This is a genomic window from Photobacterium rosenbergii, assembly GCF_033022775.1.
In the GTDB taxonomy this organism is placed as follows: Bacteria; Pseudomonadota; Gammaproteobacteria; order Enterobacterales; family Vibrionaceae; genus Photobacterium; species Photobacterium rosenbergii_A.
This window is the reverse complement of record NZ_JAWJZI010000004.1, coordinates 1-12,470: the sequence shown is the minus strand read 5'-3', so window position 1 is coordinate 12,470 and position 12,470 is coordinate 1. Positions and strand designations below refer to the sequence as shown.

At 42.5% G+C, this 12,470-nt stretch carries 8 protein-coding genes; 4 read left to right on the top strand and 4 right to left on the bottom strand.

The window, feature by feature from the left end; translation table 11 throughout:
* Nucleotides 1-43: 43 nt before the first annotated feature.
* Nucleotides 44-1,762 (bottom strand): sulfatase, encoded by a 1,719-nt coding sequence (locus R2X38_RS10990; protein ID WP_317522275.1) that lies wholly within the window; start codon nt 1,760-1,762, stop codon nt 44-46.
* Between the two features lie 573 nt (nt 1,763-2,335).
* Here R2X38_RS10990 and R2X38_RS10985 point away from each other — a divergent pair.
* The gene (locus R2X38_RS10985; protein WP_317522274.1) at nt 2,336-3,868 is read left to right on the top strand and encodes a sulfatase; all 1,533 of its coding nucleotides are present in this window, start codon (nt 2,336-2,338) and stop codon (nt 3,866-3,868) included.
* Nucleotides 3,869-4,352: 484 nt separating this feature from the next.
* On the opposite strand, the gene R2X38_RS10980 is transcribed toward R2X38_RS10985, so the two are convergent.
* The 3 genes from R2X38_RS10980 to R2X38_RS10970 all read right to left on the bottom strand — a co-directional run bounded on the left by R2X38_RS10980 (nt 4,353) and on the right by R2X38_RS10970 (nt 7,757).
* Nucleotides 4,353-5,789: a sulfatase-like hydrolase/transferase gene (locus tag R2X38_RS10980; protein WP_317522273.1), complete on the bottom strand. Its 1,437-nt coding sequence runs from the start codon at nt 5,787-5,789 to the stop codon at nt 4,353-4,355.
* Between the two features lie 76 nt (nt 5,790-5,865).
* On the bottom strand, nt 5,866-7,383 hold the full coding sequence (locus R2X38_RS10975; RefSeq protein WP_317522272.1) for a putative glycoside hydrolase: 1,518 nt from the start codon (nt 7,381-7,383) through the stop codon (nt 5,866-5,868).
* 32 nt (nt 7,384-7,415) lie between these two features.
* Nucleotides 7,416-7,757 (bottom strand): hypothetical protein, encoded by a 342-nt coding sequence (locus tag R2X38_RS10970; RefSeq protein WP_317522271.1) that lies wholly within the window; start codon nt 7,755-7,757, stop codon nt 7,416-7,418.
* A 532-nt stretch (nt 7,758-8,289) separates the two neighbouring features.
* Here R2X38_RS10970 and R2X38_RS10965 point away from each other — a divergent pair.
* From R2X38_RS10965 to R2X38_RS10955, 3 genes are all read left to right on the top strand, one after another.
* Nucleotides 8,290-9,318, top strand: a complete 1,029-nt coding sequence (locus tag R2X38_RS10965) for a hypothetical protein (protein ID WP_317522270.1) — start codon at nt 8,290-8,292, stop codon at nt 9,316-9,318.
* Nucleotides 9,319-9,460: 142 nt separating this feature from the next.
* Nucleotides 9,461-10,759 carry a hypothetical protein gene (locus tag R2X38_RS10960; protein ID WP_317522269.1) on the top strand — a complete coding sequence of 433 codons (1,299 nt, stop codon included), beginning with the start codon at nt 9,461-9,463 and terminating at the stop codon, nt 10,757-10,759.
* Between the two features lie 146 nt (nt 10,760-10,905).
* On the top strand, nt 10,906-12,249 hold the full coding sequence (locus tag R2X38_RS10955; protein WP_317522268.1) for a putative glycoside hydrolase: 1,344 nt from the start codon (nt 10,906-10,908) through the stop codon (nt 12,247-12,249).
* The last annotated feature ends 221 nt before the right edge of the window (nt 12,250-12,470 follow it).

The window sequence follows — 12,470 nt, the reverse complement described above, 5'->3', positions numbered from 1 at the left end:
TTAATACCTCGGCACCAGATAACGGTGCCGAGGTTAACAGCAATTAATAGCCCAGCGCTTTACGCTCTTGAGCTGTCATGAATGGGAACGGAGCTTCATAAACATTTGAAGGAACCTCGTACTCTTTGCGAGCATCGTGAAGCTCTTTCATCATAGTTTCACGAACTTTGGAGTATTTCGGATCGCTGTAAACGTTATTCACTTCGTTCGGATCGGCTTTAAGGTCATACATTTCGAACTCGCCCTTACCGTTGTTTTCTGAATAGAAGTTAATCAGCTTGTAACGGTCGCTACGCACACCATCATGGCGTGGTACGTTGTGAGCACCTTCCATGTAGTAGTGGTAGTACAGGTACGGGCGCTCTTTCTGCCATTGGGCCAGACTTTGCTTGCCAGTTAGTACATCAAGGAAAGACTTGCCCTGCATTTCTTCAGGAGCTTCAAGACCAACAGCATCTAGGAAGGTAGGCCCGAAGTCGATATTCTGGATCATCGCCTGTGGACGTTGGTTCGGAGCAATGTGGCCAGGCCAGCGAATGATGAACGGCATTTTCATGCCTTCTTCATACATGTAGCGCTTTTCCGCCCAGCCATGTTCACCGATGTAGAAGCTTTGGTCTGAGCTATAAACCACGATGGTGTTCTCTGCCAGACCTGTGTCGTCTAGGTAATCCAGAATACGGCCGATGTTTTCGTCAACGGTAACTGCCGCAGCCGCGTACTCTTTCATGAAACGCTGGTAGTTATACTCGGTACGGGCTTTCTTCTCCGCTGGTGGCACGTAGCCGTAACGCATTTTGTATTCTGGAGTTTGGATCTTCTTCCAGTAATCGACGTTGATATCGTCATAGGCTGCGTGGAATGCGATGCGCTGCTCTTCAGTGAGGCGATCCATCCATTTGTCGAACGCTTCACGTTCAGGCTTGCTCATACTGGCTAGCCACTCTTCGCGGATCTTTTTCTTTTCTGCCGTTGTCGGTGCTGGTGGGAAGGCATTGATACCTTCTGCTGTCATACCGTACAGCTCCATCCAGGCTTCGCTCGCATGCTTGCCGCGAGTTTTGTAGTCATCATGTAGCGTGGCTGGAATTGGGAATTTAGTGTCTTTGAACAACTCCAGGTTTCGTAGTGGTGGTCGGCGTGGTGTATGCGGTGACTTGAATTGAACCTGAAGTAAGAATGGTTTGGCAGGATCACGGTTGGTTTCCAACCACTTGATTGATTGATCGGTGATGATATCGGTGGAATAGCCTTCAACGGTCGTCTTCTTGCCGTAGTTATCGATGAATTCTGGCTGGTAGTACGTTCCTTGCCCGCCAGCACCACTCAATACGTTCGAGTAGCCAAACTCTTTCACTGGGGTAGGGTGCATGTGCCATTTACCGATAAGTGCGGTTTGATAACCGGCGTTTTCCATCAATTTCGGGTAAATGGTTTGGTTTGGGTTCCATGCTGAGGAGTTGTCGATGACGCCATTTAGGTGTGAATGCTTACCCGTGATGATAGAAGCACGGCTTGGTTGGCAAATTGAATTACCGACGAACGCGTTTTCGAAAATAGCCCCTTCTTCGGCAATACGGTCGATATTAGGGGTTTGTACCAGATCACCGCTGTAAGCACTGATGGCGTTGTTTGAGTGGTCATCAGAGAAGATGAAGAGAATATTGGGTTGGTCGCTAGCTTGGCTGGCGTGGGCTGCGCAAGAACTTGCTGCAAGCAAGAGCCCAATCCCCTTTGCGAGAGTGGAGTGTGAAGTTTTCATAAGATCCTTGATTACATATCAGTGTTAAGAAGACAAATGGTTCATGTAGAAGACGATACTGAACTTGAATTCGGCCATATTTGCTTCATCAAAGATGAGTGTCTCAACTAAAAATTGTTAATACTTCGAGAGTGTTGAGGAATGATTGCTTACTGGCATAGCTTGGGAATGCTTTGAATATAAACGTTTCGAGTTAATGGATCAATTCTGCATGTATATAGAAGAGGGGTTTGTTTCATTAACATGACGAACATCTAATTTTTTCCGCTGTTTTTATTGAATATCGCTATTTCATCGCTTTTTTTGTGGACCACCTTCAACTTTCTAGCAAAATTCAGCTAGCAATCACCGTTGGTACAAGTAAATGTTAACTCTGTCACATGGCGTTTTGTAGAAACGTTTATACTTTACTCATTGTTAATATGAAGTACGGTTTGACTTGTTTGCTGATCATCACTTTCAGTTGAAATTGAGAAAACTTGGTGAAGAGAAAACAGGAGGTTATCCGAATAACTGGGAAATTTATGGGGACAGTTATTCATGGATAGCAATAATTCTAAGGATAAATAACTAATGGTTACCATGAAAAAGAATGTATTAACCACTGCGATGTTGATGCTGTTTTCGGCAACTTCTGCACCGTCTCTGGCTGCTGAATCAGCGAAGAATGAGCAGACCGCACCTAATATTTTGTTAATTACTGCTGACGATATGGACTATGGCTCGCTGGGAGTAACTGGTTCGACTGTTCCTGAGATTTCGCCAAACCTTGATCGTTTAGCCAGCCAGGGGATCCGTTTCAACAACGCTTTCGTCACTGTTTCGGTGTGTGAGCCATCTCGTGGGGTTATGGCTACTGGTCGCTATATACAGAACAGCGGCATTTGGGGTTTTTATCCGACAACCCAGAATATTCCGACCCTAGCAGAAGAGCTCAAGGATAATGGTTATACCGTTGGTATCTTGGGCAAAGTGAATCACTCAACACCGAAATATGTTGATGATTATGTCTGGGATTACAGCAAAGACAAAGCGGATATCGGCAGTGGCCGTGGCCCTAAACTTTATCGCAAACACTTATCGGCATTTATCGATTCAGCACAGGCAAACGATCAGCCTTTCTTCATGATGGCCAACTCCCATGATCCGCATCGCCCATACTTTGTCGACAGTCCGAACTATGAAAGAGGCGGAAAGCAAAGGCCTTCGAGGATCTATAAACCAGAGGAGATCCAGGTACCAAGTTTCTTGCCGGATATTCCCGGGGCTCGCAAAGAACTGGCTCAGTACTACAGTTCGGTAAAGCGCTTGGATGACACTGTGGGTGAAATGATGTCAGTGCTTGAAGAGAAAGGAGTGAGTGATAACACTATTGTTCTGTTCCTGTCTGATAATGGTATTGCCGCACCGTTTGCGAAATCCAATGTGTACCGTAACAGTAACCACACCCCATTCTTTGTTCGCTGGCCAGAGAAAATCAATGCGTCGGTTGACGATGAGCACTTTGTTTCAATGGTCGACTTGATGCCAACCCTGCTTGATGCGGCGGGCGTTGAGGTGCCAGATTCATTGGATGGTAGAAGCTTCCTGCCTATTCTAGAAGGTGATTCACAGGCCGAGCGAGATTACGTTTTCACCCAGTACCATGAGAATGCTGGTGGCCGTATTTTCCCTATGGCAGCGGTACAGAATTCAGATTGGCTATATATCTTCAACCCGTGGGCCGTCGGTGGCCGAGAGTATAAAACATCGGCTAACAACAGCGGCACCTTCAAGGCTATGAAGAAGTTGGCAGCTGAAAACCCTGAAATTAAACAGCGGGTTGAGTTTTTCCTAAACCGTACTGTTACTGAGTTCTATGATCTGCGTAACGATCCTGATGCGAAGGTTAATCTAGCAGATAAAAAAGAGTTCAAAGAGCAACAAATGAAAATGACGGAGCTTATGCGTCAACATATGGAACAATATAATGACCCAATGTTGGAGTTATTCCTTAAACGTGATGATATTGATTTCCTAGTAAGCCGAACCGCAGAGCTACAGATGGAAACAAAAGAGAGGAAGAAAGTCCACCGCCAGCTGAGCGGCGGTAAAAAAGGTCATTAATTTTAATATACACCCAGGTTATCTCAAGATGCAGATTCAGCGAGAATATATAAGCTTATAGACAAGGCACTGTTTTGAAGAGCTAGTGGCTCTAAATCAAGGAAATATAAGCAACAATAAGAGCAGCAGTGAATAACTGCTGCTCTTTTTTCTTTGAAATGTAGAGTGGCTGTTCATTCTTAATGATAAATTAACTAGAAAGCGATTAACTGTTAAAATAAACCTATCGACCAGCTATTTATTCATTGAGGAAGCCTAGAGAAACAAGAAATTGATCAGTCGACTGTAAGGTCTCATCTCATTGTATTGGCATGTGTTCTTAACTACCATATGGCCGATTTTGTATTTTTGACGGCTATTCTAGCTGAGGTGCTATGTGTGTTTCTTATTCTTCCCTTTTGTTGATTTAACAAGAGATATCTAAGATCTGTTATCGATAAAAAAGCCAGAGCTTATTAACTCTGGCTTGATTAAGTCACTTTAACTAATATTGTTTACCACGGAAGACCGTTTTATGCGGGAACTTCTTCTTGTTCCATCCCCATTTGGCCGGTTCATTTTTTGCCTGCCATTGTTTGAACTCTTTCATCAAACGTTCGACTTGCTCTGGGTGCTTGTCAGCAAGGTTGTTGGACTCACTGATATCCTCGCTGATTTTAAATAGCTGGATCTCTGTTTTTCGTGGTGTGATATTTGGCATAACAAGCTTCCACTCATCATCACGAATCGCCGCTTTGATCACTCTATCCCAGTATAGGAAGCGATTATCTAGCTTCTCAGATTGGCCTGTTAGGCGTGGCATGATATCAACACCGTCGAGATCCCAGTCAGAAGTATCAGCACCAGCTGCTTTGAGTACGGTAGGTAGGATATCAAGAGAGATCACTGGATCATCAATGGTTTGCCCGGCTAAAATTTTCCCTTCCCATGCGACGGTGAAAGGTACGCGGATGCCGCCATCCCAAAGTGTATTTTTCTGGCCACGCAATGGATGGTTATATGAGGCATTGCCTTTTGGTTTACCGCCATTGTCAGACAAGAAGATAATAATAGTATCTTCCATCAACTCATGCTCTTTGAGTTTGTTGATGATATTACCTACGTTCTTATCCATGTTGTAGTTCATCGCTACCGACAAACGACGCTTAGGATCTTTAATATGTTTAAAACGCTCGATATCTTCATCCAGTGCCTGTAGCGGGCCGTGAATAGCGTTGAACGGAACATAAAGGAAAAACGGCTCGTCTTTATGGCTTTCGATAAAACTGACAGCCTCGTTACCAAAGCGATCAGTGAGGTAGTCATCAAAAGGCGGCACTAATTGATCATTATGGTAGATAGATGAGTTTGGTTTTTCTTCGGCATTCTTATCATTGATAGGCCCAACGAAGTAATTGGCGGCACCATTATTAAAACCAAAGAACTCGTCAAATCCGCGGTTATGTGGCCAGTATTCTTTCGGGTCGCCATCATGGTATTTACCAATCATTGCCGTGGTATAACCGATGTCCTGGAAGCGATTACCAATAGTCGGGATATCAAGTGGTAAGCCTTGCACGATACCTTCTTCACGAACATAAGGCGCGGTATTGTCGTGGTAGCCAAAACTCTCTTGGTATCGCCCCGACAGCATACCGGCACGAGAAGGACCGCACACCGGCGCAGTAACATAGCCGGTAGTAAGAATAGCCCCGGCTTTCGCCAGTTTATCCAAATTTGGTGTAACCACATCATTGCTGCTGTTTTGGAAGCCAGTGTCTGCATAACCAAGGTCATCAGCAAACAGTAGAACGACATTAGGTGCGCGGTGGCCATCTACCATAGGTATGGGTTTCGAGTCGGCTAAAGTGGGCTGGCTTAGGCATAGTGCTGTGCTGAGTGCGCTTGCGAGGGCGCACTTTTTTTGCGATGGAAGAGTCATAATATTCCTTTAACTCACATTTGAAAAAGCCAACCCAAATGATGAGTTGGCTTTGAGAACGAATGACTATTGAGTATTACTCTGCTGGAACTTCAGGTTCAGGTGCTTCTGGTTCATCGGTTGGCATCACAAGTTTGATGTCGGCAAGGCCATACCTGAAATCTAAAAGGTTCAAGTAGACAGGCTCATCTTCAGGGCCACCTTGTTGAATATGCGTGACAAGTTTTTCTACATATTGAAGAGCATTTAAATTAACAATACCGCTGGAAGAGGTGAAAAGATCTTTTAGCGGAATATCTATCTCATGGATATTTCCCTTCGTTACACCTTCCTGAGTTAGGTTGTAGTAAATAGCCTCAGAGCTTGGGTACCCGCCTGTGGTCTCGCCCGTTGCACTGGCTACCGGAGTTTCCATTTTAATAACCAAGTAGGTATCTGCGCCTGGTATATCGGAAGAGGTTGAAGGCATGAAATATTTCATTTTCAATGAACCTGCCATATAGTGGCTCATATCCAAACGGGGCACATTCATGTCTTTGAGGTTTTTGGCCAAATCAATCGCAAAAGTGAGAATGCTTCGGCTGTTTGCATCCCAATTCTTGTCTGGAGTGTAGTGAATACCATTATAGCGAACGGTACCTTCATCGGTTGAGTTACCCGGGTTTAGCTGAAGACCATTGCCACGGGTTGTACTTAGTGTTGGAGCTAAACCTTCTTGGACCCATGCGGTTCCGCGTCTAACGTTTTGAGCAATTACTGTTTCTTCTCCAGTAAGCACCGTGGACTCACCATTATTCAAGCAGCCTTGAACGTTGTTCGCTCCTGGTTTGTCTGTTACTGAGTTGGCAATAATACGGGCATCGCTAAACTGGTATTCAATAGGGCCTGATGACTCAAGACTCATTGCCATGCCAACCTTACCAATCTCTAATCCGGCGTCTTCGAAACAGCGTAAAGGAACACGAATCAACTGTGATTGATCAGCACCGATAGAGGCAGAAACCGCACTTGTTACATCAATGGTAGCTTTATTGTCTCCTGACGCCATGCTGAGAGTGACAGTATTTTTTTCATCTTGAGCATTAAGCACATCAAAGCTATTTGTAATTACTCTAAATTGTAATGTGCCGTTTTGATTATCGTTACCGTTGGCTGTATTCAGGTCATAAGCTTTGTCGTCAGAAGAAAAAACAATGGATGCTTTATCGTCGGAAACCGTCACAGTTAGCGGGTCTTTAACAGAGGATTCGCCTTTTAAGCTAATGTTGCCGTGATTAATGTCATTGTCGCCACTAATTGCTAGAGGTGTGCCGTCCTTGTCGTAAACATACATTACGTAAGGACTGGTATCTTCTTTATCTGGGTCTTGATAATACAGAGTAACTTCTCGAGGTAGCTTCAAGTCTTCCCCGTTATCGCCGCCACCATTATCGCCGTCGCCGTTATCACCACCGCCGTTATCACCACCGCCCTCTGGTGGTGTAACTTCGCCGCTATTACCGCTACCATCAGAATCTTTTGCGTCTTCAACACAGCCAGATAGGCCAATAATTGCGGCAATGATTAGCGCCAAGTGCTTCTTTTTAATTTCCATTTTCTACCTCCTGTTAAATTGGTATGGGCGTTTTATTTGCCAGCTTTTGCTTGGCGCCACTCTTTTATTTCTTGCTTGGTAATAATTTGGAAAAGCTCACCTTGATAATTCTTCATTGCTGTTTTGCGAGCTTGTTTGAATTCGCTGGTGCCACGGCCGTGTTTGGCAACCGCTTCACGGTTACTTAGTGTGAGCTCTTTTTTTAACTCTGTGATTGTCTTTGCCTCTGCTGGGCTTAAGTTCATGAAATTTTTCATAGAACTCACTTCATTCTCAATCCGTTTTATATCCTTTTCATTTAACTCGGCCGCAAAGCTAGAGGAAGCAGAAATAATGCTAAAGATGGTAATAATTGATAGAAGAAATCTTTTCACACTGAAATCCTTTTATTTTTCGGAGTAAATTGAAACGTTTCTATGTTTTGTTGAGTGAAACATACTCCAGATAATAGGGGGATACAACATGGCAAAGCTCAAAACTGTGACTAATGAACACATTTTATTACATGGTGTGACCCAAATCAGGTTATGTGCTGGTGAGATAGGGAGGAGCCGCGAGTCCAGTGAACATAGGGAATTAGCATTGTTTTAGGCGGTAATTCAAAGTTTTTGTATAGCGAACCGTACAGTTTGAGAAAATAATTGTGATTGGCTTCATATAACTGAAACTTGGTTGTGAGAAGGATTTTGCTTGCAAAGCCAGTATTTACATGGCTTTATGGTGGTTTACATTAATTTACACACTGTAATAGGTAGTTGTGTAGAGGCGTCGAAACGTTTATCCTTCTTGTGTTTCTTACAAAACTTGATGCTGGTGGTTTCATTTGGAACTTTAAGGATGAAACATTATTGCGATAATGATTTAGTTTGTTATGCAATATATATAATAAATCCTGGGTGAGACTAAATGAGAGTATCAAGTTTTGATGATAATGCGTTTTTTAATACGGAACAGATACGCACTATAGACGGAATGATTATGAATAAAATAATACCTATATTACTTGGTTCTCTGGCTTTTCCCGGATATGCCAACGCAGAGGATGACGGCAAGTTTCTTATCATGGAGGATGATGTTGATATTATCCGAAAAGCGCCTGAATATTCTTCATACAAAATGCCCAAACGAACCTCTTTCTTTACGGGTATGGAATATAACGAAACGGTTTCGGATTATTTTGCTAAGACAGAAAACATTAAGTATGTTGTAGCGGATGGCTCGACACGACTTCATGAGAACTGGCGGATACGTTATGTACTTAGCCAGATCCAGAACAAATCTGGTATTGAGCAAGAAACCAGTTATAAAAAGACAAACTTTACCATTGCTCCTCGTTATGAGCAGTGGGTTAACCCTTGGTTTAGTTTTTTTGCTGAGCCTGTCTACGTGCATCAGTCTGATCCTGATGCAGGTCAAACCAATACAGAAATCAAACTTCGTCCGGGCTTACAGTTTACTAAAGGTAAGCATGGTTTAAATACCGTCTACACTCACAGTTTTGTTGATAAAGAAACTGAAAACGAAAATATTACGAATAAAAAGTTCGAAACTTTTGAAATTAAAGCCAACTACATTTACCGATACGGTTCTAGCGTGAATTTTGGTCTAGAGCTTACACGTAATGGCTATGTTGATAATTCCGACCCTGAGTTTCGTCGTCGAGCCTATGCGGTCAAACCTTCAATGCGTATCAAGCATTGGAAAGGGATTGTGACTGAAATTAGTACGCCTTATAACTACAACGAGGGAGGTTTGAAATTAAGCGGCTCAGAAACCGTTAAGATAAATCTGAACAATAACTATCCAATAAATAAAAATATGAAACTCATTGCCAATGTTGGTTATTCAATGGTTAAGCTTCATGAAGGTGGTATCGATAAAGAAAAAGATAAGAATGGATTGAATGCAAAACTTGGATTCAATTTATCTTTCTAATTCTATTTTAGCTTGCAATTAAAGACTTCAACGTATTGTTTATTATGGAATGACATGTTTCCTCTATGAAATAGCTCATAGAGGCGATTTGATTAGAGTTTTGTCTTAAATATTTAAAGATAGAGCTTGGAAAGGAATGATAATGAAACAAAAACTGTTACCAATGTTATTGGCTGCGTTTTTAGCCCCTCAAGCAGTAGCGGTAGATGATCAGAAAAGTGATGATGACATCATTCAAGATTTATACCGTGGTGGCTATGCCTATTGGCAGCAGGCGAGAAATGACAACGGTTCCTATGAGGATAAGCTTTTCCTTAACGGTAACCGCAGTTATGTCGGTTCTATTGCTAATTCTGGGATGGGGTTGATTGCTCTCACCATTGGTCATAAAAATGGTTGGGAGCCGGAGGCAGAGCAATTAGCGTTGCAGACGTTAAAAATGCTAGCAGGTAAAGATCCACACATCCGTGTTCCTCAAAATCATTCGAATACTTTCATTCATTTTTACAATACCCAAACAGGTGATGCTGTCGGCGATGATTGGAGTCCTATTGATAGTGCAATCATGCTAAGTGGCGCATTGTTTGCGAAGAACTATTTCAGTGATAATGAAGAAATCGCCCAACTAGCGGATGAGCTATATCGGAAAACGGATTTAACCGCCTACATTGCTAACGTCGAGGACGGTCTCATCTTCCTCGCTCAGAATAATGACGGTAGCTTCAAGGAATATGCAACCAAGACCTACAATGAGTATATGTTGGTGGCAGCATTTGCTAAACACCAAGCTCTGGATTTTGGTTATGGTGAAGATTCAGCCCCTGTTGCTTTCTGGAATAAGTGGTATGCAACACCAGATAACTTACCTGTTGCTGAGTATAATGGCATCCCTATTCTTTCGGAAAGCAAAAAATATTTTACGTCACAATTTAATTTTTTGTTCAATAACTACTTGATCCATGAATATTCAAATTCACCGGCTTACCAGGCTGCGACGGCCAATGCGGCGAGTGTTGACCATGCATGGTGGAATGATTTGAAAGTTGATGGGCTAGAGAGTTATGAATGGGGAACTGGTGCGGGGGCTTGTCCTGATGGGTATTGTGTTGACCGTTTTCATTTTGATGCCGATCGTCAGTTCAATAAAAACCTAGTTGTCTCTCCACATATTATGGCTGGTTTCATGCCTTACTCAGAGAGTGCTCGTAGCGATCTAATTTCAACATATCGTGATAAGTCGGTGAATGCTCGTTATGTACTGCCTGACGGTCATGAAATCCTATGGCGCTACAGTTATGACCAACCTGAATGGAAGGCTGGATGGGTTGAAGGCGTAGACTTTTCAACTTTCTTATTTGGTTTAGCAGCAATGCCAGAGAATCTAGGTATGGAGTTCTTTAACACTTACAACAATTACTTTGACAAGGAAAATAAAAGTTAAATTGTGATTGGCGTGCATCGAATGACTGGGTGATACCTATATTAGTACTCAACTCAATGTTTATAGGAAAATATCACCCATGTTATCTAAATGGACGTACTGTCAAACTGTATTGAATATAAATTAAACTAGTTTATGAGATGCTTATGAAAACTAATTTTAAAAGAGCAGCAGTACTGACATCTGTAGTAATGGCATTGTCCGGCTGCTTGGAAGATGGCTTTAATTACAACGATGGAAAAGATGGTCCCGGTCCTGTCCCTGGTGGTGAGGTTACTCAGATATACGGTGAAGGTTCTGATGGTTCTTTCATCATGCAAGCCGTCGATAAAGATGGCAGTGTTGTCGATGTTGATGGTCAAGAAAGTTCAGCTTTAAGTAATATCCAAGTAACGGGTGATTACCAATCCCAAGCAGCACTTAATGTTGCTGTGACTCAGGATGCTAAGGCGGGTATCCAATTTATCGCAAGCTCGCCAGTCGATTACTCTAAGGCGAATGCTGATAAGACTGGCCTGCTGATCTTCGATGTTCATATGAAAGACTTCCCAACGGGTAAAGTAACGCCAGTTACTGTTACTTTGAAGTCTGATAACGGCTCTGAAGGTAAAGTTGATATCACTAGTTCACTCAATGCTTACTTGGGTGTAAAAAATAGTGATGAGGTTAAAAGCACTCAGAGTGTCCGAATTCCTTTGCAATGCTTTGCTGAACAGGGGGTTGATTTCAGTAAAGTGACACAATCTTTCTCAATGGATATGAGTGCTAATGCTAACTTCGATATTAGTAATGTTCGTGTCCAGGCAGAAGCCGGTGGTGATAAGCCTGGCATTAACTTAGTGATCGAGTGTGATAACTCATCGAAGAGTGAAGTGCTAACCACGGCTGAGTCTGTCGTGTATGCTCGTCAGAAAAACGAGCAGGGTGAATTTGTTGAATCTGGATGGACTTATCACCAGACTTCAAATGGTGCCAAAACTTATCCTGAAGACAGTGAAAATCCAGATATTGGTTGGGCGGGTGTTGAATCTACCGCGGATCCAGGCAAGCAGACGTACTTGAGCTTTATTTTGAATAAAGAAGATAAGTATCTTAAAGATGTTAGCCAGTACCTAGAGCATGGTGTATTAGAGTTTAATATCTGGATTGAGTCATATAGTGAGATGGCTCACCCTAATGATCATATTATTATGAAAATTGATACACCAACCAAAAATGAACCTGAAAGTCCTTCACCAGACTACCGTTACCCAGCATCAAAGTTATATACAATATATTGTAAGGTAGATAACTGTGAGGGTAAAAAACAAAAAATGTCAGTTCCGCTGGCTGATATATTTAGTACGGCAGATGGTGATATTGATATTAATGTATTGAAGCATATTAAGAAAGTAGTCTTTTTCCCTGAAAAAGTTGATGAGAAATCTTACACGCCAAAAGGCCTAAAATTCAGTGTCAGCGATGTGAAGTTCGTGATGAACCCTCAGTAAACGGCTTACCCTAAAGCTTGTAGCAACGATTATGACTGTTATATTTTTTCTAAAAACTAACAGTCAGATTCATAGATAGATTAAAAAGTTATTTTTGTCGGTACTACTTTCGCTAGGGGAAGAGCAGTAGTACTGGCTTTTTTATGGTTCTTCTCGGATTAGCGGGAAGCAGATACGAAAAACGGTTGGATACGTTATTGTGTAATCGCCAAACAACACTA

Bases quoted from the DNA above. Each gene is read 5' to 3' on its own strand.
- R2X38_RS10990 (WP_317522275.1), bottom strand. From the start codon at position 1,762: ATGAAAACTTCACACTCCACTCTCGCAAAGGGGATTGGGCTCTTGCTT.
- R2X38_RS10985 (WP_317522274.1), top strand. From the start codon at position 2,336: ATGGTTACCATGAAAAAGAATGTATTAACCACTGCGATGTTGATGCTG.
- R2X38_RS10980 (WP_317522273.1), bottom strand. From the start codon at position 5,789: ATGACTCTTCCATCGCAAAAAAAGTGCGCCCTCGCAAGCGCACTCAGC.
- R2X38_RS10975 (WP_317522272.1), bottom strand. From the start codon at position 7,383: ATGGAAATTAAAAAGAAGCACTTGGCGCTAATCATTGCCGCAATTATT.
- R2X38_RS10965 (WP_317522270.1), top strand. From the start codon at position 8,290: ATGAGAGTATCAAGTTTTGATGATAATGCGTTTTTTAATACGGAACAG.
- R2X38_RS10960 (WP_317522269.1), top strand. From the start codon at position 9,461: ATGAAACAAAAACTGTTACCAATGTTATTGGCTGCGTTTTTAGCCCCT.
- R2X38_RS10955 (WP_317522268.1), top strand. From the start codon at position 10,906: ATGAAAACTAATTTTAAAAGAGCAGCAGTACTGACATCTGTAGTAATG.